Source organism: Couchioplanes caeruleus, assembly GCF_003751945.1.
Lineage (GTDB): Bacteria > Actinomycetota > Actinomycetes > Mycobacteriales > Micromonosporaceae > Actinoplanes > Actinoplanes caeruleus.
The window spans coordinates 3,672,970-3,697,270 of the sequence record NZ_RJKL01000001.1 but is presented as its reverse complement, the minus strand read 5'-3'; the positions used below and the strand labels follow the sequence as shown (position 1 = coordinate 3,697,270).

The window sequence follows — 24,301 nt, the reverse complement described above, 5'->3', positions numbered from 1 at the left end:
GTCCCCGTCCGTGCCGCCTTCCTGTCTGGCGTGCCGCCCCCTGTCTGGCGTGCCGCCCCCTGTCTGGCGTGCCGCCCCCTGCCTGGCGTGCCGCCCCCTGCTGGGCGTGCCGCCCTCCTGCTGGGCAGGCTCTGCCCCGCCCGGGAGACGCGCTGCTTGTCGGGGCTGCGTTGCCTGTCAGCAGGAATGTGCTTGCCCGGCCCGCGGGGATCGCCGGTGCCGGTGCCGGTGCACGAGCGCGACATGCCCGGCGCGATGCCGACCGGGCCGCCCGCGCACACGCCCCGCCGCCGGGAGCGCAATGGCTGAGGCTGGATCGGTCGCGGGCACCGGGCTTCGGCGGCTGTTCCGCTCCGTCAGAGCCGCGGACTGGGCTTGGTGTGTTGTGGCTGCCTCCTACTGATGAAGGACCGAGCCGCTGGGGATTGATGTCCGCGTCGGCTCGGCAGGACCGATGGGTGGCGACCGGCGAGTGCCGTCTCTTCCCGCAGCCGGCGCCAGCGGCATCCGGACTTCGAATCGGCAGCCCACCGAGGTGTTGTCGACCCGCACCTGGCCGCCGTGCGCCTCCACCAGCCCACGGACGATCGCGAGACCGAGCCCGCCGCCGAAGGTGTCCTCCTGAGGCTGGGGCGTCCGTGCTCGTTCGCCGCGGAAGGCCACGTCGAATACTCGGGTCAGGTCTGTCTCCGGTATGCCGCCGCAGGTGTCGGCGACGGCGAGCCAGGCCTCGCCGGCCTGGACGGCGGCGTCGATCTGGACCGTGCCATGGGGCGGGGTGTATCGCACGCTGTTGACTAGGAGGTTTGCCACCACCCGGGTGATCTCCTTCTCGCCGGCCATGATGACCGGCCAGTCCCCGGCGTGAGCGGTCACGGTGACACCGCGGCGCGCGGCGAGGGGAGCCGTCGTCGCCATGGCGTCCGACACCACATCGGCGAGGGAGACCCTCGACAGGGTGAGTTGCAGGGCGCCGGCATTGATGCGGGACAGCTCGAAGAGATCGTCGACGAGCTGACTCATCCGGTCGGTCTCGACTCGGATGCGGTGGTGATATTCGGAGACGGTCTCCTGATCGTTGACGACCTTGTCTTCCAGGGCTTCCGCCATCGCGCGCAGCCCGGCGAGCGGCGTTCGGAGGTCGTGCGAGACCCAGGCGACCAACTCCCGGCGGCTTGCCTCCATCTGTCGCTCTCGCTCGCGCGCCTGGACCGACCAGACGGAGGCCGCGGCGAGCCGGCGTCCGAAGGTCGTGCCGACCGCGAGGCTGACCGCCGCTGACGCGAGAACGGTGATCAGCACGACCTGGAGGTCGTGTGCCGACAGGAACATTGCCTGTGCGACAGCGGCGATTCCGGCGACGACCGAGGCCACAGTAACCGTGAGCATGACGCAGATGTGCAGGATGATCGAGCGACGTCGCAGCAGTCGCAGCGACAGCTCTCCGATGAGACCGACCAGCGTGCCCGCCCCAAGCGCGTACAGCGCGATGAGGATGAGGTCACGCATGGCCGCCCACCCGTTCGAAGCGGTAACCGGCGCCGTACGAGGTGATGATGCGCTGGGGTGAATCGGCAGCGGGCTGGATCTTGGCTCGCAGCCGGGCCATCGCGGTGGTGACAGTCCCGGTCTCGCCCACCGACCAGCCCCAGACCCTTTCGAGAAGCTGCTGATGGGTCCAGGTCCGGCCGGCGTGGCTCATGAGGAAGACCAGAAGGTCGAACTCACCCTTCGTCAGTCTGACGGGGGCACCGCCGATCGTCACCACGCGCCGTGAGGTGTCGGCGACCAGGTCACCGTCGACCAGCAGGGGCTGAGGCTTGTCCGCTTGGCCGGCCCGCCGCAGGATCGACCGGATCCGGAGAGTCAGCTCCCGGGGTGAAAACGGCTTGGTGACGTAGTCGTCGGCGCCGGCCTCGAGACCGAGCACGCGGTCGGGCTCCTCGCCAAGTGCCGTCAGCATCACCACGGGTAGGTCGGGCGCATCCCGGCGTAGCCGACGGCATACCTCGATGCCGTCGATACCGGGCATCATCAGGTCAAGGACGACAATGTCGGGCATTTCAGCAGAGGCGGCGGCGAGGGCCGCCTCGCCGTTGCCCGCCAGCCGGACCCGGCAGCCGTCCTGCTCCAGGTATCGCCGGACAACGTCGCTGACGGTCGGATCGTCGTCGACGACGAGTACGTGGTGGGTCACGACTGCGACGCTACCCATCGGACGGGCACTGCGGGATGGTCTGAGTCCTTACGGTCTTCTGACGAATGGCCAGCCCGCGCTCGAGAACAAGCAGAACCAGCGTGGTCACCCAGGTCGCGACGAGGACTACGAGCAGTCCCTGCCCGTAGGGCAGGGGTAGCACGGATGGATTGTCCGGGACTCGCCCGCGGCCGAGCACGAGTGGTAGTGCCACCAGGGTCACGCAGAGGCTGATGAGCAGGGCCGCCCGCACCAGGCGGTGGATCGGGTGTAACAGTGCTCCGGCGCCGATGACAACAGGCAGGAGTACGCCGTCGTGTGCGCCGATTACTGCGCCCAGGAACAGTGCGACGCCACCGAGTTTCAGGTCAGGGTCGAAAAGGGCCCCTGTGACCGCGAAAGCCATGACGAGTGCGCCGCCTGCCACCAATATCCGCTGGGCTGTGGCGGTTCCTCCGCGCTTTCGACCGCGTCTCACGATTGCTGCCCACCCTTCCGGAGGCTGATTCGGCTGACCCACTTGGTCTGGAGCACACCAGGCCGGTTCGGGGCCACGAGGCGGGCCGGATAGCCGTGGTCGAGATGAAGCGGTGCGCCGTTGAGTCCCAGGGCTATCAACGTCCAACTGTCCCTGACATGCGTCGATGGAACGGTTGACCGTCGATACCGGCCGCCGCGCTCCAGCGACTCGATCTCGGCTGACACCAACGCCGGGTCGGCGCCGACGAGCTCGGCCAGATCACGCAGCCGGACGCCGCTCCACGCGCCTGACGCGCTCCACCCCTCGACACACGCGATGGGCAGTACGACAGTGTGTTGTGGCAAGGCGCTCAGGTCCCCGAGTGACAGGGCCACCTCACGGCCCGGTCCTGCGACAATCAACCGGTACGCCGGATCCAGAGCCCGGTCGCGAACATTGGCACCGGCGGCGGTCTTGTTCACCGGGAGGCCCTGTGGGCCGGCGGTCGGCCGCCGTGGAGCCAGCGGGGACACTCTCGCCAACGGTGGCAGCGTCTGCCCCGCCGTCGCCAATGTGATGACACCGGCTGCGGCGCCGACCGTGGTGAGTAGCCACCGCCGGGTCAAGCCGTCCCCGGACTCGGTCGGGTTCGGGCGCGACAGCGCGTTCCGCACGGCCGGAAGCTTGACGCCGATGTGAACGACAAGTGCGCCGACCGCGAGCCACGCAACCCAGTAGTGTCCGGCGGTGAAGAAGTAGGGCAGTGCGTCGTACCAACGTGCGATGTTGAGGACGCCGCCGACGACCTGAAAGAGTGCCGCGGCCACGAGCACGGCGATGCTGGCGCGTTCGACAGCGTGAATGATCGAGCGCAACGGTGGCCGTTCGAAGAGCAGTGGATAGACCGACCACAGCTTCGCGCCCAGCAGGGGCACGCAGGCCAGACCGGTCATCACATGAAGGCCCTGCGTGACTCGGTAGAGGTTGGCGGGACGCGAAGGCCACCAGAACCATCCGGGCGGGTGCTGGATGAAGTGACTGATCAGGCCTGTCACGAAGCAGACTGCGAAGGCGATGCCGAGAAGGATGCCGAGCTGGCTCGTCAGACGCTTCGACCGCAAGGACGAATTGAACGCCTGGGGTTGCGCGAGGTTGGCCAGCCTCAGATCCTTGCCAAAGACGCGAACCATCGTCCCGCCTCCTGCCAGGTGTCCACCGGGTGCAATGCAGCAGGTCCGGCAAAGGTCGCAAGGTCATCCGCGGCGACTTCCGCCCAGCGGAACGAGCCGGCAGGTCGATCGCTCGCCCCGCGAACGGTGGCCCGGCCGGCCCAGCTCTGCGTGCCCGGACGGGAAAGCTCGACATGCACTCGGCCAGTCGGGTCGATCAGGTCATGACATCGCTGGAGCAGAGCCCTCGGATTGCCGCCGATGCCGATGTTCCCGTCGGCGAGCAGGATGTGACGCCATCGGCCGTGGGCAGGCATCGGCTGAAAGACATCGCGGAGCAATACGGATGCGCCACGCCGCCGGGCGATGCGTACCGCCGTCGAACTGATGTCGACGCCCAGTGCTGCATGCCCGAGACGATGGAGGGCGACGGTCAACCGTCCTGGGCCACACCCGACGTCAAGCGTCGGACCGGAACAACGGGTCAGAAGCCCGCGGTCTCCGGGAAGCCGTTCGCGGTACCACGCCGCGGCGTCGATCATCCGCTCGCCACCGAACGCGTCACGAAGGACCAACTCGGCACCTCGATGTTCTTCGGCGGCCCGCAGAGCGTCGTCGTACAGGCTCATGACTTCGGCGCTCATTTCACGACCGCCTGCACCGTGCGTCTGAATCTGCTGGAGGTGGAACACGCTGCCGCGACGATCCGGGCGTCTTGTGTCGTATCGACGTCACGCAGGATGGGAAGCAGTGCCACTCGAAGGCCGCGTCGGCGCAGCGCGGCGTGGGTCTGTACGCCTGTGTCACTGGTTGATGTCGCGATGGTTCGCAGGACATTCGCATGGCGGGCGTCCCGCAGTCCCAGCGCCCACCACCCGCCGTCCTCGGCCAAGCCCAGAGTGGCGTCGACCTCGGCAAGGTCGGCGGCTTCGCCCAGCAGCTCAGAGGTGAGTTGGGGAGTATCCATGCCCACCAACACGGTTGGTGGACCGGCGGTATCGGAGAACGCGTTCACGAGGCGCTCCGCCAGAGGACCGCCCCGCTGAGGAACTCGCCTCCAGCCTGCCGGAGCGGGGTGGTCACCGTCGATGACCAGAGCCTGATGAGCTGCCGAGAATGCCGTGACCGTCGTGAGCGTGTCCGCAAGCGCCGCGGCGGCCACCTCGGCGGCCTGTTCGTAGGTCAACGGGGGACAGAGCCGCGTCTTCACACGACCGGGCACGGGAGTCTTGGCGAGGACGAGAACCTGCGTCATCGGGCCAGCACCGCCCGCATGTCCCGGACGGCGCGGGCCGTGCCGACGATCGTGCCGGTCACCTTTGATTTCGTGCCTTCGGCCCGAGGGTGATAGGCAACCTCCAATTCGCACACGCGCCATCGCGCCCGGCCCGCCGCGACGAGCAGCTCGAGAGGGTAGCCGTACCGGCGGTCGCGCAGGTTGAGGGCGAGCAGGTCGGCCCGTCGGGCGGCACGGATCGGCCCGATGTCGTGAACCGGCAGACTCGTCGTCCGGCGGAGCCGGCGGGCGAGCACCGCGTTGCCGATCCGGGCGTGCAGTGGCCACGACCTCCAGCTCGTGGGAACGCGCCGGCCCACCACGAGATCGGCGGTCCTCGCCCGGATGGGACCGGCCAGACGGGGCAGCTCGCCAGGGTCGAAGGATCCGTCAGCGTCCATGACACAGACCACGTCGTCATCGGGATCTGCGGCAAGCAAGCCGGCGTGCACCGCAGCGCCGTATCCCGGCTGTGACACGGACACCACGCGGGCGCCGCAGGCGCGGGCGACATCCGCGGAACCGTCGGTGGAGCCGTTGTCGGCGACGACTGCATGGAAGCCAGCGGGCATCCGCGCGAGCAGCCACGGCAGGGCAGGAGCCTCATTCAGACAAGGCAACACGACATCGGTCATGAATGAAAAGCTAATGCCGTACGCGGTTGAGGAACCCTTACAAACTAACGACGGAGCGGCACTTCTTACGAACCTCTGACGGCCGACGGAATCCATTCCCATCAGGCTGCCGCCGCCCTACGGTCTGCCATGTGACCCATGTACTCGTGACCGGCGGCGCCGGATTCATCGGATCCCACGTGACGGCGTCGCTCGTCGCGGCGGGACATTCCGTGCGTGTTCTGGACAGTGGTCATCCGGCCGCACACCGGGCCTCGCTGCCCTCGATCGTCGCGGAATCACCGGTGACGATTGCGGATGTGCGGGACCCAGACGCAGTGGCACGCATGTTGCGGGGCGTAGACGTCGTCGTGCATCAGGCGGCGATGGTGGGAATGGGCGTGGATCTCGGCGACCTTCCCGCCTACGTCGGCAACAACGATCTCGGCACCGCCGTGCTTCTGGCCGAGATGGCTCGTGCCGGCGTGCGCCGCCTCGTCCTGGCGAGTTCGATGGTGGTCTACGGAGAGGGCGCTTACAGGTGTCCGACGCACGGTCCCCGTCGACCGCGTCCACGGTCGGCGGCTGCTCTGGAAGCCGGCGATTTCGAGCCGACGTGCATCGACTGCGGTGCGCCACTCACCTCTGTGCTGACCTCCGAGTGCGCGCCGCTCGAGCCGCGCAGCGTCTACGCCGCCACCAAGGTGGCCCAGGAACACTTGGCTGCCGCATGGGCACGCCAGTCTGGCGGCTCGGTGGTGGCTCTGCGCTACCACAACGTGTATGGGCCCGGCATGCCCCGCGATACGCCCTATAGCGGAGTTGCCGCGATCTTCCGATCGGCGTTGGAGGCGGGGCGGCCGGCCCGTGTGTTCGAGGACGGTCGACAGCGGCGTGACTTCGTCCATGTCACCGATGTAGCCCGTGCAAATGTTCTCGCGGTGGAGGCCGGGGTCGCGGGTATGGCGGCGTACAACATCGCATCCGGGCGGCCGGTGACCGTCGGCGAGATGGCCGAGGCGTTGACGGGGGTCATGGGTGGCCCGCCGCCCGTGGTGACAGGCGAGTCTCGGCTCGGCGACGTCCGGCACGTGGTGGCGTCTCCGCAGCGCGCCGCCGACGAACTGGGATTTCGGGCCACGATCGACATCGCTGCGGGCATGGCGGACTTCGCCCGCGCGGCGTTGCGATGATGCGCGGGTCTCGGCAGTGGCGGCCTGGAGATCGCCCAGCAGACACTTCCGGCGCTGCAGGGAGTGACCAGGGACCAAGGATCAGGGACCGTGGCCTTCATGGGCGAATCGATCGCCGGGACGCCGCCGCGGGAGCCGCTGCTCTGGCGCTGGTCGCCGTCGCCGCGGCGGTCGGAGGTCTGTTGTATCGGGCCGGTCGGCCAGTCCACGCGAGCTCCGCGCCATTCCATGCCCTCTGGCTTCCGCACATCGGACCGGGCACACCGCTCGCCGTTGCCGTCGCCGCATTGGTGATCTGGCAGGGCCCTCTGCTTCTCGCTCGGCTGTCGTGGCGAGGGCTCCTGCTCTCCAGCTATGTCACCTCGGTCGCCTGGACGGTCGGCCTGGCGTTGGTGGATGGCTGGCAGCGTGGCGTCGCCGGGCGGCTTGCTACCTCGCATGAATACCTTCACGAAGTATCCGGCATCACGGATGTAGCGGCGATGCTGCGAGAGTTCAGCGGACGGATCCTGGACTTTCAACCGGACTCATGGACAACGCACGTTGCCGGACACCCGCCAGGGGCGCTGCTGGTCTTCGTGGGACTGGATCGCATCGGCCTCGGAGGCGGGGGACGGGCCGCCATCGTCTGCATCTTGGTGGGGGCCTTCGCGTCGGTTGCCGTGCCCGAAACAGTGCGTCTGATGGGTGGCTCGGAGCAGGCAGCGCGCGCTGCTGTTCCGTTTTCAGCACTGTTTCCGGGAGCTGTCTGGGTCGGTGCCTCGGCGGACGGGCTGTTCGCAGGGGTAGCAGCCGTCGGCGTCATGCTTCTGGCGCGCGGAACAAGATCCGGGGCCGTCGTAGGGGGCGTGGTTCTCACCTCAGCGATCTACCTCTCATACGGCCTGGTGTTGCTCGCGCCGATCGCGGTGATCGTCTGCTTGAGGCGAGGGCAGTGGCGGCTGGTGGGCTTTGCGGCTCTTGGCGGAGCGGCTGTCGTGCTGGCATTCACGGCCTCCGGCTTCTGGTGGTTCGAGGGATACCGGTTGGTGGTCGATCGGTACTACCAGGGAGTGGCCAGCGTGCGGCCCTACGCCTACTGGGTGTGGGCGAACCTCGCGGCATTGGTGGCGAGCGCGGGACCGGTCGTGGCGGTGGTGATGCGCCGGGCGATGATCGGGTTGGCGGCATCGTGGCGGGAGCTGCCTCGCCCTGCCCGCCAGGGCTCGGCGCGCGTTGGTGGCGCGGTTGAGGTGGCCGGCGTGCCGCCGTGTGTGGCGCCCTCCGCGGGTCACGCCGTTTCGGCTATGCCCGCGCTGCGAGGGCATGTTGAGCCCACGGCTTGCGCTCCGGAGTCGGCTTCGACGGCGGGAGGCGCGCGGAGGTCTGAGAAGGATCCACGGCGCGGGGCGAAACCGGACCCGGCGGCGGCCGGCCTTTCTCGGACTGCGGAGTCTCGGCGGTTCAAGGCGCAGGCTTCGACGGTGAGTGTCGGTCGTGAGAGAACGGAGTCGGCGGCGCGCACAGCGACGCAAAATTCGACAGGGGTACGCGTCGTCGCGTTCGGTCGAATGCTCATGCGCCAGGCAGCAGAGGCGCCTGCGGCTTGCCTTCTGCCGCTGACTGCCGGTGTGGCGATATTGCTGGCGGATCTTTCGGGGCTCAGTAAGGCCGAGACGGAACGGATCTGGCTGCCCTTTGCGGTGTGGTTCGCCGCTGGAGCGTCGTTGATTCCTGCCCGGAGCCGACGTGCCTGGTTGGTGGCGCAGGCTGCAACGGCCCTGGTCGTCAATCATCTCTTGTTGACGACGTGGTAGCCATGACGGTCCTGACGAGCGTTGGCGGCGGGGAATGCTGGCCGGTGGCGCGAGCCGTCTCGGCCATCGTGCGCATGTCGCTGTGATGCAGTAAACGCCTCTGCCACGTCGTGGCGAGAGGGGACTCTGCAGGGTACTGCTACCGACACGGCCGGGCGCGGGACGCGGCCTGGTCGGCGGGGATGGGTCCGAGCGTCCGAGGGCTGGATGGACGATCTATGAGGTACCAGACGACTGTGCAGTCCCGCTCGTGGATCGTCGGATCCGTCCAGTCGAGACGGTGGGTGCGCCCGTGCTGCTCGAAAGCCATGGGGGCAGATCAGGCCCGCAGTACCGCGGAAGTCGTACACGAAACCCCCGAAAACTACCGCTCGCGGACGACGCGCTAGTGGCCGGTGCACGCATAGGTTGCTCGTCGTGGAAGTGTCGGAGATGGCACCGATCGCTGTCGCGCTCTGCCTCGCCTCCGCGCTGTCGTACGCGGCGGCGGCGGTTCTGCAGGAGCGACTCGCCGACCGTTCGACGACCGTGTTGCTGCGCACGTCGTCCTGGTGGGTGGCGATCGGGCTGAACGGGGGCGGTGCGGCGCTGCATGTCGTGGCGCTCCGGTACGGCCCGTTGTCCCTGGTCCAGCCGCTGGGCGTGATCACGCTCGTGCTGGCCGTGGCGCTCGGCGCGTGGACCACGCGGCGTGCCGTCACCAGGTCCGAGTGGCACGGCATCGGGCTGACCGTGGCGGGGCTGGGCGGCATCATGGTGCTCGCCGGCTCCGCCGGTGACATCGGGGTGCTGAGCGGCGGCCAATTGATCGGACTGCTGCTCGTGGCGGCCGCGCTGCTGACGGCACTCGGCGGCTGGAGCACGGTGCCCGGCGCCTCCGGGCTGTGGGCCGCGGCAGCCGCCGGTGTCGCCTTCGGGGTGTCGTCCGCGCTCACTCAGACGGTTGCCGTGCACATCAGCGGCCAAGGGATCGGCGCCCTGCGGCATCCGTTCGTCGCTTTGGCCGCGATCGCTATCGGGGTGCTCGCCGGCGTCGGCCTGTTTTTCGCCCAGCGGTCATATCGTGCCGGGCTTGCTGCGCCGGTCGCGGTCGTCGCCCTCGCCAATCCGGTCGCCGCGGCCACCATCGGCCTGGTGCTCCTCGGTGAGCGGATCGTCGGCGGCACAGTCGGAATCGCGATGGCCGGGCTGAGTGCATTCGCTGCGGTTCTGGGGGTCGCACTGCTCTCCCGCGTACGGGCCGACGAGACGCCCACGGAAGCCACGGGCCGCCTGCAAGCCGAGCTGGCCGAGGCCGATGCCGCCACCAACCCGGGCGGGTGATGCTTGCGCGGGACGGGTGTGCCGGCGATCTAGGCTTCGCAGGTGGCCAAGTATTTTGATGTTCATCCGGACAATCCTCAGCCTCGGGCTATCGCGCAGATCGTCGGCGTTCTGCGCGATGACGGGCTGATCGCCTACCCGACGGACTCCTGCTATGCGCTGGGTTGCCGGGTCGGCAACGCTTCCGGGATCGACCGGATCCGCGAGGTTCGAAATCTCGGCGGTGGTCACCATTTCACTCTGGTGTGCCGCGACTTCGCTCAGCTCGGCCAACTCGTGCAGATCAACAACGCCGTCTTCCGTACGGTCAAGGCGGCGACGCCGGGCGGTTACACGTTCATCCTGCCCGCCACCCGTGAGGTTCCGCGGCGACTGCTGCATCCGAAGAAGAAGACAGTCGGGGTGCGCATCCCCGAGCATGCCGTGACGCAGGCGATCCTCGCCGAGCTGGGGGAGCCGCTGCTCTCCAGCACCCTGCTGCTGCCCGACGAGGAGGAGCCGCTCACCCAGGGCTGGGAGATCAAGGAGCGGCTGGACCACGCGGTCGACGCGGTGATCGATTCGGGGGAGTGCGGCACGGTGCCGACCACCGTGGTCGACCTGTCCGAGGGCACGCCGGAGGTGCTCCGAGTCGGCGCCGGTGATCCGGCACGCTTCGCGTGAGCCGCTAGGGCACGCGGCACGGTGTCATGGTGAGGGGTGGCGGCCGGATCCGGCAGATTCACAGGGTGTGACATTTTCCCCACGTCTGAACGGCCTGACCAGCCGTAGGATTCGAGATCCACCGATGCGTTCACCGGGAGTCACCATGCTGACCGTTCCCCCTGGCCTCGCCGGAGTTGTCGCCTTTGACACCGAGATCGCGGAACCCGACCGCGACGGCGGATCCCTGCGTTATCGCGGCATCGATATCGAGAAGCTCGTCGGCAAGGTCTCCTTCGCCGACGTGTGGGGGCTGCTCGTGGACGGGGACTTCGGGTCCCCGTTGCAGGCCGAGGAGCCGTACCCGCTGACGTCGCGCTCGGGCGACGTCCGCGCCGATGTGCAGGCGGCGATCGCGACGGCGGCGCCGGCCTGGGGCGCGCGTCCCGTGATCGACATCGACGACGCCCGGGCGCGGGCCGATCTGGCGCGGACGTCGGCCACCATGCTCTCCCTCGTCGCCCAGGGCGCTCGGGGTGGCGAGCTTCCGGCCGTGCCTCGGCAGCGCGTCGACGAGGCGTCCAGCATCGTCGAGCGGTTCATGGTCCAGTGGCGGGGCGAGCCCGACCCCCGGCACGTCAGCGCGATCGACCGGTACTGGATCTCGGCGGCCGAGCATGGGATGAATGCGTCCACCTTCACCGCCCGGGTCGTCGCCAGCACCGGCGCCGATGTGCCGGCCGCGATGTCGGCGGCGGTCGCGGCGATGTCCGGTCCGCTGCACGGCGGCGCGCCGTCGCGGGCGTTGCACATGGTCGAGGCGGTCGAGCGGTCCGGTGACGCCCGCGGGTACGTCAAGCAGGTGCTCGACAGCGGCCAGCGGCTCATGGGCTTCGGCCACGCGATCTACCGCGCCGAGGACCCCCGGGCGCGGCTGCTGCGGGCGACCGCCAAGGAGCTGGGTGCCCCGCGTTACGAGGTCGCCAAGGCCCTGGAGGACGCGGCCCTGACCGAGCTGCGTGAGCGCAAACCGGACCGGGTGCTGGAGACCAACGTCGAGTTCTGGGCGGCGATCATCCTGGACTTCGCCGAGGTGCCCGCCCCAATGTTCACCTCGATGTTCTCCTGCGCTCGGACCGCGGGGTGGGCGAGCCACATCCTCGAACAGAAGCGACTCGGGAAGATCATTCGTCCGTCGGCCGACTACGTGGGCGTGACCGACCGGAGCCCGTCGGACCTCGCGGGCTGGGAGGACGCGATCAAGCGCAACGCGGGACGCGCGTACCTGTGATCATGTGAAAGGGGAGCACAGTTCGCGCAATCGGGCGGCAGGCAACCTCGGCGCACCCGTTAGCGAGCGCACAACCGCTCATGTGACCACCCGAGCCTGACGATGGTCCGGCGTGACCCGGACCGGCGTTCGACTCTTCCTGCTGGTGATGTTCGTCATCACCCTCGTGGAGACGGCCGTCTTCTACACGCTCGCCGGGGAGATCATCCACGTCGTCTCGTACGCGACGCTGTGCGCGCTGGCCTGGTGGTCCGTCCTGCGTACGGGGCGGCGGCCGCACCATCGTCCGCGACCTCGGCACCGCTCCGCGCCCACTCTGCAGTGGGTCGCGCGGGTGACCGTGACCGAGCAGGGCGGGCGGGAGCGGTTGCCGTGGGTGCTCGTCGCCGCTGGGATGACCCTGTGGTTCGCCGGGGACGCGTACGAGCTGATTTCGGCGCACTTCCTCGGCGGCGCCCCGGCCGTGGGCATCTCCGACGCGTTCTGGTTGGGCGGATATCCGCTGATGGCGGCGGCCATGGCGCTGATGGCGCGGCGCCGGGCACCGGGGCGACTGTGGGGTGCCGTCGTGGATGCCCTCACCTTGACCGTCGCCGCGGGCGCCGTGAGCTGGCAGTTCATCATGAAGCCGCTGGCCGAGGGCGGCACGCTGGCCGAGTCCGCGGTGCCGTTGCTCTATCCCTTCGCCGACGTCGTCCTGCTCAGCGGCGCGCTCCTCGTGGCGATGTCGCCGGGCGTGCGGACCGCGCCGACCCGCCTGGTGCTGGCGGGTGCGGTGTGGTTCCTGGGCATGGACCTCGCCTGGAACGTCCTGCCGTACTTCGTGTCCGAGGACCTCTATGGCCGCCTCGGCGCGGCGATGGTCTTCGGCAACGCCCTGCTCGTCGCGGCCGGGATGCATCCCGCCCGGCTCGAGCTCACCAGTCCCGGCCCCGAGATCACCGTCCTGCACCCGGCCCGGATCTTCTTCCTCGCCGTCGCGCTGATGACGGCTCCGCTGCTGACGCTCGTCGCCGACGACAAGATCACCGCCGTGGTGGCCTCCGCCGGCTGCGCCCTACTGGTGATCGTCCGGTTCACTACCGCCGTACGCGAACAGGAGCGTGCCCAGGAACTGCTGGCGCAGCAGGCCCGCCGCGACCCGCTCACCGGCCTGGCCAACCGCTCGGTCCTGCGGGACCGGCTCGCCCGGGCGGTGCCGGCGCCGGACGATCCGATCGCGGTCCTCTACCTCGATCTCGACGGCTTCAAGGAAATCAACGACAAGTACGGCCACGAGGCCGGCGACGCGGTCCTGCGCGCGATCGCGGACCGGCTCTCCGCGGCGGTCCGTGAACAGGACCTCGTGGCCCGCCTCGGCGGCGACGAGTTCGTCCTGCTGTTGCCGGGCGTCGGGGCCGACGAGGCGGTACGGCTCGCCGAGCGGCTGCTGACCGACGTCGCCTGGCCGGTGCCGTTCGAGGGTCATCATCTTGTCGTCGGCGCCAGCATCGGCATCGCCGCCCGCACCGCCCTCGGCGACGAGGCCCTGCTGCGGGTCGCCGACGCGGCGATGTACCGGGCCAAGCAGCTCGGCCGCGGCCGCTACGTGCTCAGTTGAGCCCTACAGCGTCACCCAGGCGCGGGTCTCGGCGGACACCGCCATCGCGTCGAGGGCTTCCGCGCTGCGGACGGCGTCGTCGAGGGTGGCACCGTACGGTCGCCCCTCCGCGATCGAGCGCAGGAAGTGCCACGCCTCGATCACCTTGAGGTCGTCGTATCCCATGGCGTTGCCGCTGCCCGGCTGGAAGGCGGCGAACTCGCCGTGGCCCGGCCCCACCTGGACGGTTCGGGTGGGCTGGTCCTGGTAGTCGCCGCCGACGCTGACCGCCAGCTCGCCCATCCGGCGGAAGTCCCATGCCACCGCGCCGCGCGTCCCGTGCACCTCGAAGCCGTAGTTGTTCTGATCTCCCACCGCGACCCGGCTCGCCTCCAGCACCGCCCGAGCCCCGGACGCCAGCCGGAGGTGCGCCGCGACGTAGTCCTCGTTCTCGACGGGGCCCAGTTCGCCGCCGCCGGCCCGGGTGTGCCCGGCGGTCGCGCCGGTCGGGCGGGCGCGTTCGGGTATGAAGACGGCGGTGTCGGCGACCAGCGACTCGATCTCGCCGAGCAGGTGCCGGAGCAGGTCGACGCCGTGCGCGGCGAGGTCGCCCAGGACCCCGCTGCCGCCGCGGGCCCGCTCGAAGCGCCAGCTCAGCGCCCCGTCGGGGTGGGCCGCGTAGTCGCTGAAGAGGCGGAAGCGGGCGTGGGTGACCGCGCCGAGTTCGCCGCCGGCGATCAGCTCGCGGGCGGCGGCCACGGCGGGGGCGTTGCGGTAGTTGAAGCCCACGGTGCCCTGGACCCCGGACCCGCGGACCGCGGCGGCGACCGCCCGGGCGTCGGCGGCGGTGAGGCCGACCGGCTTCTCGATCCAGATGTGCTTGCCGCCGCGGGCCAGCGCGACGCCCATCTCGCGGTGCAGGAAGTTCGGGGCGCCGATGCTGGCCGCCTGGACCGCCGGATTGCCGAGCAGCTCCCGCCAGTCACGGGCGGCGGTCGCGAAGCCGTAGCGCTCGACGGCCTCCTCGGCCCGGCCGGGCACCTCGTCCGCGACGGCCACCAGCTCCGGACGTACCGAAAGATCCGGGAAGTGATGCAGGACCCGCAGGTAAGACTGGGTGTGCACGCGGCCCATCCAGCCGAACCCGGCGACCGCGACGCCCAGGGTTTTCCTCATGCGCGGAGCGTATGGGCGCCGACGATGGGCCACCAAGGCCGCTCGGCCCTCAAAACGACCTCATGACCGGGCGCGGGCGAGGATCGCCTCGGCGTAGTTCGCGCACTGCTCCGGGAACAGCGGAAGGAACTTCACCGGGGCTACCATCTCGACCTCGAGCAGCAGCAGGCCGGACGGGGACGCCGGGTCGATGATGAAGTCGAGCCGCACCGACAGCGGCTCGTTGACCAGCAGCTTGCGCAGTTCGGCGTACGCATGGTGGATGACGCGCTCCTGCTGCGCGGTGAGCCCCGGGTACGGCTGCGGGTCCGGGTGGAACGCCCGGGCCGTGTCGCCGGGCCGCAGGCTCGCCGCCTTGGTCACGGCGTGCGAGATGGTGCCATCGAGCGTGACGACGCCGAGCTCGCGGTGGGCGTCGATCGCCGTCACGTACGGCTGCACAAGCGCCGGCCCTAGCTCCCGCAGGTACGCGACCAGGGCGGACAGCTCCTCCACCGTGAACTCCCGGGCGCCGAGGGCGCCGCCGGAGGCGATGGGTTTGGCGACGACGGTGGGCCGGGACGCGTCCGACGCGGCGAAGACGGCGCGCAGGGTGGCGGGGTCGGGCTCCTCGATCAGGGTCGACGGGACGATCGGCACGCCCGCGGTGCCGAGCCGAGACAGATATCGCTTGTTGGCGCCGAGGGCGATCGCGTCGAGGGGGTTGAGCAGCCGCGTGCCGTCGAGCTCGCGGTCCCACAGCCACTCGTCGAAGGCCGGCAACCGGGTCCACATGCTCCACGGCGACTGCAGCACCACCGCGCCGTAGCCGGCCCACTCGACCCGTTCGCCGCCGTCCCAGGTCACGACGTCGCAGGTCGCTCCGCGGGCGCGCAGCTCCCGCGCCACCAGCGGGGTGTCCTCGTCCCGCCAGGTCGGTTCGGGGAACCGGTGCGAGGTGACCAGGGCGATCCGCATGCTCGTCAGCGCACCCCGGCGATGTGGGGCCGCCCGGCGGTCGGCTGCGCCCAGGACGGAAGGTCCCGCCGCGGCCGGATCTCCTGAACCTGCGAGGACCGGCGCAGGAGGGCACGGGCCGGCTCCGGCAGCGCCTGCCAGGCCGCGTCGGCGCGCACCCGCGCGGCCGTCACCTCGTGCCGCAGGGTCCGGACCGCGGCGGTCGCCACGTCGGCGGTCTGCCAGGCGGCCTCCTCCTCGGCCAGCGCCTCCTGGTAGACGGCGAAGCGGTGGCTCACCGAGGCCTTGGCCAGGGCCAGCTCCTGCGCGAGCGGGTGCATCGCCGGATCCCAGCCGTTGCGGTAGGTCGACGCGTCCAGGAGCTGGATGTCGGACAGGTCGCCCCGGCGGTAGGCGGCCTGCGCGGCCCGGCGCAGGCCCTGTGCCCGCTCCGCGACCTCCTCGGCCGACGGCGTCGTCTCCGGGGTCGCGTACGCCGCCGCCCGGCGGACGCGTTCCAGCCGTGCCTCCGAGTCCTGCCATGCCTGCCAGGCGCGCTCCACCTCGGCCTGCGCCTGCTGGCACCGCTCGCGGCGTCGTCCTGCGGTGGCGGCCGCGCCCTGCGCCGCCACGGCGATCTCCTCGGCGTACCGGATCGTCTCGTGGGCCAGCATGGCCCGGCGCTCCAGGTCGGCGCGCTTCTGCGCCGCCGACGCCGCCAGCCAGGCGGTGATCTGCCGCGGCCGGCGTACGCCCGCAGGCAGGGCGAGCACGCCCAGTGCGACCGCGGCGAGCACGATGAGCGCAAGCCAGATGACCGCCACCCGGCCGCTGGCGTCGCCGATGAGCTCGAGCGTGAAGTCCATGTCCTCTTCCTTTACCGCCGATGACGCCGCTAATCGATGACTCCCGGCCTCGTCTCGCGGCCGGGGTCCTGCCGGATCGATCAGGCGGTGGCGGGAGGAGCCCGTGGCCCGGCGACGCCTTCGCCGGCCCGGCTGTGCGGGCGGGCGACCCCGACCGGTGCGCCGGCGGTGGGAAGCGGAACCGCTTCGGTGGCGGTGGCCGGTGCGGCCGTCAGGGTCGACGGATCGAGTGGGGATGCCGGGGCGTCGTCGATCGCCTCAACCTCGGGAGCGGCGATGGCGGCGGGCGCCGGAGCGGGCGGTGGCTCTGCCGCCGCGGTGGCGCTCGTGCCGGTCAACAGGGCGAAAAGGACGGAGGTGGCGAGCGACAGCCGCAGCACACCATTCACCTCCACACCGGACAACCTATCCATCAACGCCGTGCCCGCGCATCCGCCGGAAGTCGGATCGTGATCGATGTAACCGGGCCTCCTATGCGGCGGAGAGCTGCCGCATCCGGCGGATCTCGCTGCCCTGCTCGACCGCCATCTCGTTGGCGAGCTCCCGGAGCACCGGGTCGGCGCCGCCGCCGAGCACGTCGCCGGCCATCTGGATCGCGCCCTGGTGATGATCGGACATCATCCGTACGAATTCCCGGTCGAAGGCCGTCCCGGTGAGCCCGGCCAGGGCGGCCATGGCGGCGTCGGACTGCATCCCCGGCATCGCGCGGTGATCGTGTGCCGGGTTGCTCGGTGGAAGCCGGCGGTCCCGCAGCCAACCCTGAAACCACGCCACCTCGGGACCCTGAGCGGCGCTGATCCGGTCCGCCAGGGCCCGGAGGTGCGCGTCGCCGGCGCGTACCGGTGCCAGCTTCGCCATCTCGATCGCCTGTCCGTGGTGGACGATCATCATCTGGACGAACGTGGTGTCGATCGAGTTGTACGTCGAGCCGTCCGGCGCGCGTACCTTGTCGGAATCGGTCACGACCGCGGGATCGCCCGGCCGTCCCGGCAGGATGACCCGTTCCGGCGGGCCGGAGCTGACGCCTGCGCGGGGCACCGCGGCCGAAATGTCCTTACCGGAGCGTGTCGCCAACGCCACGCCGCCCGCGCCGAGCACCACCACGGCGACGCCGATCAGCATCAATGTTCTCTGCCGGTTCATCGAATCCTTTCGGTTTCGCAACGTAGTTCCCTGGCTACGTCCAGGCGCACTATCGTAACGACGAAGGTGAATGCGCACCGACAGTGACAACATCCTGACCCGCGGTGCGTGGACAGCCGGAAGGAGCTCCATGAAGCACTCTGCCCCACGAGGGCGGCAGCTCAAGCGTCTGGCGTTCGTCGGTGCGGCGGTGGTTGTCGCCGGGCTGCTGGTGGCGCCCTCGAGCGGTACGGCACAGCCGCCCGCCGACCCCGGCACCCCACCCGGCGTCGACGAGGTCGCCAGCACGCCGAACATCAAGCAGGTCGCGTACCTGCCGAAGACCGGTCCCTTCGCCAACTCGACGAACTCGGACTGGGCCTTCCAGGGTCACTACGCCTTCGGTGGCAACTACAACGGATTCACCGTCTACGACATCAAGAACCCCAAGGCGCCGGTGGTGGCGGCCCAGGTGCTCTGCCCCGGCTCGCAGAACGACGTCTCGGTCACCGGTGACCTGCTCTTCCTGGCCACCGACTCGCAGCGGACGAACGACTCCTGCAACAACTCCGCGTCCACCTTGGCGGCGCCCGGCGACCGCTGGGAGGGCATCAAGATCTTCGACATCAGCGACCCGCTGACGCCGAAGTACCTCAAGTCGATCAAGACCGACTGTGGTGCGCACACGCAGACGCTGGTCCCCGGCAAGGCGGGCGACAACTCCGCCTACATCTATGTGTCGTCGTACAACCTTGCCGCGGCGGACCTGCCCAACTGCGCGCTGCCGCACGACAAGATCTCGATCATCCGGGTGCCGCTGAAGGACCCGGCCGCGGCCGCGGTGGTCGCGACGCCCGTGCTGTTCCCGGACGGCGGCCACCCGGGCGGCCCCAGCGAGGAACAGCAGCCGACCACCGGCTGCCACGACATCACGGCGTACCCGGAGAAGGACATCGCGGCGGGCGCCTGCATGGGTGACGGCGTGCTGTTCGACATCTCGGTCCGCTCGGCGCCGCGGGTGATCACGACCGTCCGCGACACCGTGAACTTCTCCTTCTGGCACTCGGCGACCTTCAACAACCGTGCCAACAAGGTCGTCTTCACCGACGAGCTCGGCGGTGGCGGCATGGCCACCTGCAACCCGGAGATCGGCCCGACCCGCGGCGCCGACGCGATCTACGACATCGTGGGCCGCGGCGACAACCGCAAGCTCGAGTTCCGTAGCTACTTCAAGATCCCGCGGCTCAACACCGACTTCGAGAACTGCGTGGCCCACAACGGCTCGCTGATCCCGGTGCCGGGACGCGACATCATGGTGCAGGCCTGGTACCAGGGCGGCATCTCGGTCTGGGACTTCACCGACTCCCGGGCACCCAAGGAGATCGCGTACTGGGAGCGCGGGCCGCTCTCCTCCACCCAGTTCGTCAGCGGCGGCTCGTGGTCGGCGTACTGGTACAACGGCTTCATCTACTCCAACGACATCGCCAAGGGCATGGACGTGCTGGAGCTGAAGGACGTACGCACCAACCTGGCCCGCAAGGCTCGCACCGACGAGTTCAACGCCCAGACGCAGGACAACTTCCGTAACTGGTGACACCTCGAGTCACAGGCCCGGCCCCTCGTGGGACCGGGCCTGTGCCGTTCTGGCAGGGTTCGCGAGGTGGACAACCTCTGGCTGGAGAAGCTCGCGCACGACCCGGGCCACTCGAAGTGGTACATCGCGCGGTTCCGCACCATGGCGGCCGAGGGCGCCGACCTCGCCGGCGAGGCCCGCCTGATCGACGCCATGCTCCCGCGGGGGTCGCGCATCCTCGACGCGGGCTGCGGCACCGGCCGCGTCGGCAGCCACCTCGCCGCGGCCGGGCACGACGTCACCGGCGTCGACCTCGATCCCGAGTTGATCGCGGCCGCCCGCGAGGACCACCCCGGCCCCCGCTGGCTGGTCGGCGACCTGTCCGAGCTCGACCTGCCGGAGCGCTTCGACGTGATCGTGTCGGCCGGCAACGTCATGGCCTTCGCGGCGCCGGCCACCCGCGTCGAGATCCTGCGCCGCATGCGTACGCACCTGGCCGAGAACGGCCGGGCGGCGATCGGCTTCGGGGCGGGCCGGGGTTACGACTTCGACGACTTCCTCGCCGACGCCGCCACCGCCGGCCTGGCGCCCGGCCTCCTGCTCGCCACCTGGGACCTGCGCCCGTTCACGCCCGGTTCCGATTTCCTGGTGGCGATCCTCGACCCGCGCTAGGAGCTGAAGCGGGTACGCCGCTGGCGCGCGAACACGAACGCCCCCACCGGACGGACTCGTTGCGCCCCTAGCCGAGGGCTACGGCGGCTCAGGGCACCCCGGCTCAGGGCACCCCATAGCTTCATGCGGTCCCGTATTTCAGTAAGCGGTCAGTTCAGAATGAGCGGATGCGGTGTCCGTCGATCGTTGTGGTGGTCGGCTGAAACTGCGGGTCATGGATGAGCGCCGCCCCCGGTTCGCGCCCACCAGGCCATGCTCAGCATCGCCTGTTCGACCATCTGCCTACGCCGACTCCGGCTCTGAGGCGGCGGCCGTCGGGGCAGGTGCCGGTCGCCGAGGTGACGGGTCGTCCGGACCCGGCCCGCGCGGAGCTGGAGGTCCCGACTGTCTCGTCGACGTCGATGAGTGGACGAGTGCCACTATCCTGCGGCAATGCTGATGCGGATCTCACGCGCTGCGGCTGTGGGCTGCGCGCTCCTGGCGACGGTGGGCTGGGCGCTGGCGCTCACCCTGTTCCAGCCGCTCACCGAGGTCATCGGCGAACACGCGTCGCCCAACCAGTACTGGGCCCGTGACCTGCGGTGGACCGCCCTGCTCGCGGTCTGCGGCGGCCTGGTGGCTGCGCTGCGCCCCACCGCCCGTTCCGCGGCGGTCATCGGCGGCACCGGAGTGGCACTGCTCATCGCCGACGTGATCCTGGACCGTGCCGACGTGGCCGGCCCACTCGCCGCCGCCGTGTTCGTCCCCGCCGCATTGGCGCTCGTGACGATGCTGTGGCGCGTGTTGCGTACCCGACTTACGCGGCCCGGCCGGAGCGCCGCCTTGGCGTGCGCGGCGCTCACCGCCGCCGCCACTCCCCTGACGCCCTTCGTCGCCGTCGTCGCCGAGGGCGACCCGCATCCGACCCTGGTTCCTGCAGCGCTGGCGACGGGGGCGCTGCTCGCCGTGGTCGCGGTGGCGTCGGCCGCCGCCGCCGCGGGCGAGGCGCCACGACCCACCCCGTTCGCCGTCCTCTGCGTGGTCGCGGCGGCGTGCGTCGCCGCGCCCGGCGACTTCATCGTGGTGTCGGTGCTCGGGGCGCTGTTGCTGACCGCCAGCACGGTGGTGGCGCTGCGGATTGGTCCTGGCCGCGCCGCGGCGCTGCTCGCCGGGCTCGTGCTCGCCTACCCGGCGGCCGTGGTGGCGCTGCGGATGCTGACCTACCAGCTGGGTGCCCTGTTCACTGGCGCGGCCGGGGGACCGCCCCAAATGCCGGAGGACGACGTGGTCTTCATCCCGGCAATCGCCTTGGGCATCGGCGTCGCCTACGCCGCAGCGCTACTCATGACCCGGGTGGCCCATCGCCCGCGACCTGCCGCAACGCGCCATGCAGGCGCTGTGCACGGCCACCGTCGAGCAGTTGCAGCAGGTGGACGGAGTCGGCCCGGAGCGGGCCGCCGTCATCGCCGCGGAGCTGGCCGAGCTGGCCCCGGTCATCGCCAAGCTCATCGACCGGGGCGTCAACATGACCGAGCCCGGCGCCACCGCCAGCACCGCGGATCCGGAAGCCGATGACGCGGCCATCCGGCTACCGCTGCGGGGCCCCGACGGTCGGCCGCTGACCGTGGTGGTCACCGGGACAGTGCCGGGCCTGAGCCGCACCGAGGGCAACGAGGCCGTCGAAACCCTCGGCGGTAAGTCCTCCAGCTCGGTCTCCGCGCGTACCGACCTGGTCGTCATCGGCCCCGGCGCCGGGGCCGAGGCGGCCAAGGCCGATCAGATGGGTTGCGCACGATTCCTGCGGAGACTTCGCCCAACTGCTCGCCGCGCACCGCGCCGGAGACGCCGCCGCCGTCGCTGCACTCCGGACATAGACCGACGGCAGCCCCGGGCCGGGCACCGCGAGGAGACGTCCTTGCGGTGCCCGGCCCACGTATGGGCAGGTCAGCGCATTACCGGCAGCAGCGACTCCACGGAGACGTCGGGGTCGGTGAGGCGTTCGACCGGGATGTGTGCGCGGCTGGCGACCAGTTGCTGAAGGTGCTCGTTGACATCCCAGATGTTCGCGTTCATCGCTGCGGCGATGACGCCGTCGTGGAGCCAGAATGCGAGGAACTCGCCGGCGTCGGGGTTGCCACGGAACACGACCTGGTCCCACTGGGGGCAGTAGCCGGTGTACTCCATGCCGAAGTCGTATTGGTCGGAGAAGAAGTACGGCGTGTGCGTGTAGGGCTGTTCGGCGCCGAGCATGTTCGCGGCGGCGACGGCGCCTTGGTTGCTGGCGTTCGCCCAATGTTCGACGCGCATCCTGGCGCCGAAGACAGGGTGCCAGGCGTTGGCGATGTCGCCGGCGGCGTAGACGTCGGGGTGGCTGGTGCGCAGGTACTCGTCCGTGACGACGCCGTCGTCGACCTTCAGGCCGGCTTCAGCGGCGACTTGCGTGCGCGGGATGGCGCCGACACCGACGACGACGAGGTCGGCGCCGATCCGGGTGCCCGTGGTGGTGCACAGCTCCTCGACCCGCCGGTCGCCGTGCAGCGCGGCGACTCCTTCGCCGAGGTGCAGGTCGACGCCGTGGTGGGCGTGCAGCTTGCGGTAGATCTCGCCGACCTCCCGCCCGAGCACCCGCTCCAGTGGCACTGTGGCCGGCTCGATCAGGGCGACCGGCAGCCCGCGGGTGCGCAGCGAGGCGGCGACCTCAGCACCGATCCAGCCTGCCCCGACCACAGCGACGGAGCTGGCTGATGCTGCGGCGGTCGCCAACGCGTCGGCGTCGGCCAGCGTGCGTAGGTAGTGCACGCCGGGCAGGTTTGCGCCCGGCACGGTCAGTGGTCGCGGCTGCGCTCCGGTGGCCAGCAGCGCTTTGTCGAATCGCAGGGTGGTGTCGTTGGACAGGGTGACGGTGTGTGCGGCGAGGTCCAGGCCGGTGACGGTGGTGGCAGTGAGCAGTTCGATGGAGTGTTCGGCGTAGAACGTCTCGTCGTGCACGAACACCGACGCCGGGTCGAATTCACCGGTGAGGTGGCCCTTGGACAACGGTGGCCGCTCGTACGGGCGGGTGGGCTCGTCACCGATGAGCAGGACCCGACCGTCGAAGCCTCGCTCGCGGAGCGTCTCGGCGGCCTTGGCGCCGGCGAGTCCGGCCCCCGCGATGACAAACGTTTGCTGGCTGGTGTTCATGGTTCTCCTCGAACGGGGTGTGGAGGTGGCCGGGATCAACGGGTCAGTGGCGCAGCCCGGTGAGGGCGAAGAACTCGGCGCGGGTCGCCGGCTGTTCGCGGTGCAACCCGAGCAGCGCCGAGGTGGTTGTTCTTGCGCCGGCGGCTCGGACGCCGCGCAGCGACATGCACAGGTGTTCGGCCTCCAGGACGACGGCGACACCCTTGGCCTGCAGGTTGTCCTGGAGGCAGACGGCGATCTGCCGGGTGAGGCGTTCCTGCACCTGCAGGCCGCGGGCGTAGTGCTCGACGACGCGGGCGAGTTTGGACAGGCCGACGATCCGCTGATCGGGCAGGTAGCCGATGTGGGCGACTCCGTGGAAGGGCAGCAGGTGGTGCTCGCACAGCGACCGGAACGGCACCTCGCGCACGAGCACCAGCTCGTCGTACCGGTCGTCGTTGGGAAAGGTGGTGAGGACGAACGGCTCGGGGGTCAGCAGCTCGGCGTAGGCGGCGGCGACGCGGCGCGGTGTGTCGAGAAGATGTGCGGAGTCGATGTCCTGACCGAGCGCTTTCAACAGTGCCCGGACGGCGTCGGTGGCCGCCTCGAGATCGATGGGCGCCACGGCTCGGACGAGGCGCAGGTGCGGCGGTTGGTCGACCGTGCCGGGGTCGCGCGTGCCTGTCCATGCGGTGCTGGTCATGGAAGCTCCTTGGAGGACGGTAGTGCTGACGAACCGTGTCCGGCAGCACCTTCAGCGGTTACTCACAGGCCGCGTGGCGTACCAGGCAGCGTCACGACGGCGGCGAGGCGCGCGAGGGTGAGCGCACCCAGCAGCAGGCCGAAGTCGCGCAGTGCCACGTCGTAGAAGTCGCCCAGCAGCAGCAGGTTGACGATGATGCCCCCGAGCCACGCGGCGACGAGGTAGCCACCGAAGCGTGGGAGGACCGCCACCGCGATGCCCGCGACGATCTCGATCGTTCCGACCGCCAGCATCGCCTGGTGGGCGGTGCCGGGCACCAGCGAGTCGATACCGGGGGCGAGATAGCGCTGCCAGTCGGTGAGCAGCCCCGCGAACTTGTCCACGCCGAACAGGATCGGCGCCACGGTGAACCCGATGCGGAGCAGCCAGAACGCTTGAACCACCGGGTCGGTCTTCACCTGGCCGGACAGTGGCGTGGGCAGGGGGCGGATTCGATCAGCGATGCTCGCCATGACGGGCTCCTTCTAACGGAAGTTTCGATAGACGTTAGAGCTCGCCTCCTCTTTCGTCAACCT

General features: G+C 70.1%; 24 protein-coding genes. 9 read left to right on the top strand and 15 right to left on the bottom strand.

The window, feature by feature from the left end; all coding sequences use genetic code 11:
- Positions 1–396: 396 nt before the first annotated feature.
- From EDD30_RS16460 to EDD30_RS16430, 7 genes are all read right to left on the bottom strand, one after another.
- Entirely contained in the window at positions 397–1,509 is a 1,113-nt protein-coding gene (locus EDD30_RS16460; RefSeq protein ID WP_084557945.1) for a sensor histidine kinase, read from the bottom strand.
- Positions 1,502–2,197 carry a response regulator transcription factor gene (locus EDD30_RS16455; protein WP_244945266.1) on the bottom strand — a complete coding sequence of 232 codons (696 nt, stop codon included), beginning with the start codon at positions 2,195–2,197 and terminating at the stop codon, positions 1,502–1,504. The genes EDD30_RS16460 and EDD30_RS16455 overlap by 8 nt, the downstream gene beginning before the upstream one ends.
- Before the next feature lie 10 nt (positions 2,198–2,207).
- Positions 2,208–2,603, bottom strand: coding sequence for a hypothetical protein (locus EDD30_RS16450; protein WP_071810014.1), 396 nt, complete (start codon positions 2,601–2,603; stop codon positions 2,208–2,210).
- 68 nt (positions 2,604–2,671) lie between these two features.
- Positions 2,672–3,847 carry a molybdopterin-dependent oxidoreductase gene (locus tag EDD30_RS16445; RefSeq protein WP_084557943.1) on the bottom strand — a complete coding sequence of 392 codons (1,176 nt, stop codon included), beginning with the start codon at positions 3,845–3,847 and terminating at the stop codon, positions 2,672–2,674.
- Positions 3,820–4,470, bottom strand: a complete 651-nt coding sequence (locus tag EDD30_RS16440; RefSeq protein ID WP_071810012.1) for a methyltransferase domain-containing protein — start codon at positions 4,468–4,470, stop codon at positions 3,820–3,822. The genes EDD30_RS16445 and EDD30_RS16440 overlap by 28 nt, the downstream gene beginning before the upstream one ends.
- Complete coding sequence (locus EDD30_RS16435) at positions 4,467–5,081, bottom strand: TIGR04282 family arsenosugar biosynthesis glycosyltransferase (RefSeq protein ID WP_071810010.1); 615 nt, start codon at positions 5,079–5,081, stop codon at positions 4,467–4,469. Before EDD30_RS16435 ends, EDD30_RS16440 begins: the two co-directional genes overlap by 4 nt.
- Positions 5,078–5,737 (bottom strand): glycosyltransferase family 2 protein, encoded by a 660-nt coding sequence (locus EDD30_RS16430; RefSeq protein WP_071810008.1) that lies wholly within the window; start codon positions 5,735–5,737, stop codon positions 5,078–5,080. The genes EDD30_RS16435 and EDD30_RS16430 overlap by 4 nt, the downstream gene beginning before the upstream one ends.
- Positions 5,738–5,868: 131 nt before the next feature.
- Between EDD30_RS16430 and EDD30_RS16425 the strand changes: the two genes are divergently transcribed.
- The 6 genes from EDD30_RS16425 to EDD30_RS16400 all read left to right on the top strand — a co-directional run bounded on the left by EDD30_RS16425 (position 5,869) and on the right by EDD30_RS16400 (position 13,561).
- The gene (locus EDD30_RS16425; RefSeq protein WP_244945265.1) at positions 5,869–6,909 is read left to right on the top strand and encodes an NAD-dependent epimerase/dehydratase family protein; all 1,041 of its coding nucleotides are present in this window, start codon (positions 5,869–5,871) and stop codon (positions 6,907–6,909) included.
- A 290-nt stretch (positions 6,910–7,199) separates the two neighbouring features.
- Positions 7,200–8,705 (top strand): hypothetical protein, encoded by a 1,506-nt coding sequence (locus EDD30_RS39910; protein ID WP_071810004.1) that lies wholly within the window; start codon positions 7,200–7,202, stop codon positions 8,703–8,705.
- A gap of 432 nt (positions 8,706–9,137) precedes the next feature.
- Positions 9,138–10,028, top strand: coding sequence for a DMT family transporter (locus EDD30_RS16415; protein ID WP_143163063.1), 891 nt, complete (start codon positions 9,138–9,140; stop codon positions 10,026–10,028).
- A 42-nt stretch (positions 10,029–10,070) separates the two neighbouring features.
- On the top strand, positions 10,071–10,691 hold the full coding sequence (locus EDD30_RS16410; protein WP_071810001.1) for an L-threonylcarbamoyladenylate synthase: 621 nt from the start codon (positions 10,071–10,073) through the stop codon (positions 10,689–10,691).
- A 145-nt stretch (positions 10,692–10,836) separates the two neighbouring features.
- A complete protein-coding gene (locus tag EDD30_RS16405) occupies positions 10,837–11,961 on the top strand; it encodes a citrate synthase 2 (RefSeq protein ID WP_071809999.1) in 1,125 nt (374 codons plus the stop codon).
- Positions 11,962–12,073: 112 nt separating this feature from the next.
- Positions 12,074–13,561, top strand: a complete 1,488-nt coding sequence (locus tag EDD30_RS16400) for a GGDEF domain-containing protein (RefSeq protein ID WP_071809997.1) — start codon at positions 12,074–12,076, stop codon at positions 13,559–13,561.
- A gap of 3 nt (positions 13,562–13,564) precedes the next feature.
- Here EDD30_RS16400 and EDD30_RS16395 read toward each other — a convergent pair whose 3' ends face one another.
- From EDD30_RS16395 to EDD30_RS16375, 5 genes are all read right to left on the bottom strand, one after another.
- Positions 13,565–14,716 carry a Gfo/Idh/MocA family protein gene (locus tag EDD30_RS16395; protein WP_071809995.1) on the bottom strand — a complete coding sequence of 384 codons (1,152 nt, stop codon included), beginning with the start codon at positions 14,714–14,716 and terminating at the stop codon, positions 13,565–13,567.
- A 60-nt stretch (positions 14,717–14,776) separates the two neighbouring features.
- Positions 14,777–15,673, bottom strand: coding sequence for an ATP-grasp domain-containing protein (locus EDD30_RS16390; RefSeq protein WP_071809993.1), 897 nt, complete (start codon positions 15,671–15,673; stop codon positions 14,777–14,779).
- A gap of 5 nt (positions 15,674–15,678) precedes the next feature.
- Positions 15,679–16,518 (bottom strand): hypothetical protein, encoded by an 840-nt coding sequence (locus EDD30_RS16385; protein WP_071809991.1) that lies wholly within the window; start codon positions 16,516–16,518, stop codon positions 15,679–15,681.
- Positions 16,519–16,598: 80 nt separating this feature from the next.
- Positions 16,599–16,913: a hypothetical protein gene (locus EDD30_RS16380; protein ID WP_071809989.1), complete on the bottom strand. Its 315-nt coding sequence runs from the start codon at positions 16,911–16,913 to the stop codon at positions 16,599–16,601.
- A 76-nt stretch (positions 16,914–16,989) separates the two neighbouring features.
- Complete coding sequence (locus tag EDD30_RS16375) at positions 16,990–17,661, bottom strand: DUF305 domain-containing protein (protein ID WP_071809987.1); 672 nt, start codon at positions 17,659–17,661, stop codon at positions 16,990–16,992.
- Positions 17,662–17,791: 130 nt separating this feature from the next.
- Here EDD30_RS16375 and EDD30_RS16370 point away from each other — a divergent pair, with 130 nt between their 5' ends.
- From EDD30_RS16370 to EDD30_RS16360, 3 genes are all read left to right on the top strand, one after another.
- Positions 17,792–19,234, top strand: a complete 1,443-nt coding sequence (locus EDD30_RS16370; RefSeq protein ID WP_071810021.1) for an LVIVD repeat-containing protein — start codon at positions 17,792–17,794, stop codon at positions 19,232–19,234.
- Between the two features lie 141 nt (positions 19,235–19,375).
- Complete coding sequence (locus EDD30_RS16365; RefSeq protein ID WP_084557951.1) at positions 19,376–19,885, top strand: class I SAM-dependent methyltransferase; 510 nt, start codon at positions 19,376–19,378, stop codon at positions 19,883–19,885.
- A gap of 1,366 nt (positions 19,886–21,251) precedes the next feature.
- Positions 21,252–21,902, top strand: coding sequence for a BRCT domain-containing protein (locus EDD30_RS16360; RefSeq protein ID WP_071809980.1), 651 nt, complete (start codon positions 21,252–21,254; stop codon positions 21,900–21,902).
- On the opposite strand, the gene EDD30_RS16355 is transcribed toward EDD30_RS16360, so the two are convergent.
- The 3 genes from EDD30_RS16355 to EDD30_RS16345 form a co-directional block, all read right to left on the bottom strand.
- Positions 21,809–23,044, bottom strand: a complete 1,236-nt coding sequence (locus EDD30_RS16355) for an NAD(P)/FAD-dependent oxidoreductase (protein ID WP_071809978.1) — start codon at positions 23,042–23,044, stop codon at positions 21,809–21,811. The two genes, EDD30_RS16360 and EDD30_RS16355, sit on opposite strands and share 94 nt — an antisense overlap.
- A 43-nt stretch (positions 23,045–23,087) precedes the next feature.
- On the bottom strand, positions 23,088–23,726 hold the full coding sequence (gene folE, locus EDD30_RS16350; RefSeq protein ID WP_071809976.1) for a GTP cyclohydrolase I FolE: 639 nt from the start codon (positions 23,724–23,726) through the stop codon (positions 23,088–23,090).
- Between the two features lie 62 nt (positions 23,727–23,788).
- Positions 23,789–24,238 carry a hypothetical protein gene (locus EDD30_RS16345; RefSeq protein ID WP_244945264.1) on the bottom strand — a complete coding sequence of 150 codons (450 nt, stop codon included), beginning with the start codon at positions 24,236–24,238 and terminating at the stop codon, positions 23,789–23,791.
- Between the last annotated feature and the right edge of the window lie 63 nt (positions 24,239–24,301).

Coding starts and splice junctions, on each gene's coding strand:
- EDD30_RS16415 (WP_143163063.1), top strand. CDS start 9,138: ATGGCACCGATCGCTGTCGCGCTCTGCCTCGCCTCCGCGCTGTCGTAC.
- EDD30_RS16395 (WP_071809995.1), bottom strand. CDS start 14,716: ATGAGGAAAACCCTGGGCGTCGCGGTCGCCGGGTTCGGCTGGATGGGC.
- EDD30_RS16365 (WP_084557951.1), top strand. CDS start 19,376: ATGGCGGCCGAGGGCGCCGACCTCGCCGGCGAGGCCCGCCTGATCGAC.
- EDD30_RS16445 (WP_084557943.1), bottom strand. CDS start 3,847: ATGGTTCGCGTCTTTGGCAAGGATCTGAGGCTGGCCAACCTCGCGCAA.
- EDD30_RS16430 (WP_071810008.1), bottom strand. CDS start 5,737: ATGACCGATGTCGTGTTGCCTTGTCTGAATGAGGCTCCTGCCCTGCCG.
- EDD30_RS16450 (WP_071810014.1), bottom strand. CDS start 2,603: ATGGCTTTCGCGGTCACAGGGGCCCTTTTCGACCCTGACCTGAAACTC.
- EDD30_RS16435 (WP_071810010.1), bottom strand. CDS start 5,081: ATGACGCAGGTTCTCGTCCTCGCCAAGACTCCCGTGCCCGGTCGTGTG.
- EDD30_RS16385 (WP_071809991.1), bottom strand. CDS start 16,518: ATGGACTTCACGCTCGAGCTCATCGGCGACGCCAGCGGCCGGGTGGCG.
- EDD30_RS16355 (WP_071809978.1), bottom strand. CDS start 23,044: ATGAACACCAGCCAGCAAACGTTTGTCATCGCGGGGGCCGGACTCGCC.
- EDD30_RS16370 (WP_071810021.1), top strand. CDS start 17,792: ATGAAGCACTCTGCCCCACGAGGGCGGCAGCTCAAGCGTCTGGCGTTC.
- EDD30_RS16390 (WP_071809993.1), bottom strand. CDS start 15,673: ATGCGGATCGCCCTGGTCACCTCGCACCGGTTCCCCGAACCGACCTGG.
- folE (WP_071809976.1), bottom strand. CDS start 23,726: ATGACCAGCACCGCATGGACAGGCACGCGCGACCCCGGCACGGTCGAC.
- EDD30_RS16375 (WP_071809987.1), bottom strand. CDS start 17,661: ATGAACCGGCAGAGAACATTGATGCTGATCGGCGTCGCCGTGGTGGTG.
- EDD30_RS16405 (WP_071809999.1), top strand. CDS start 10,837: ATGCTGACCGTTCCCCCTGGCCTCGCCGGAGTTGTCGCCTTTGACACC.
- EDD30_RS16360 (WP_071809980.1), top strand. CDS start 21,252: ATGCAGGCGCTGTGCACGGCCACCGTCGAGCAGTTGCAGCAGGTGGAC.
- EDD30_RS16460 (WP_084557945.1), bottom strand. CDS start 1,509: ATGCGTGACCTCATCCTCATCGCGCTGTACGCGCTTGGGGCGGGCACG.
- EDD30_RS16345 (WP_244945264.1), bottom strand. CDS start 24,238: ATGGCGAGCATCGCTGATCGAATCCGCCCCCTGCCCACGCCACTGTCC.
- EDD30_RS16440 (WP_071810012.1), bottom strand. CDS start 4,470: ATGAGCGCCGAAGTCATGAGCCTGTACGACGACGCTCTGCGGGCCGCC.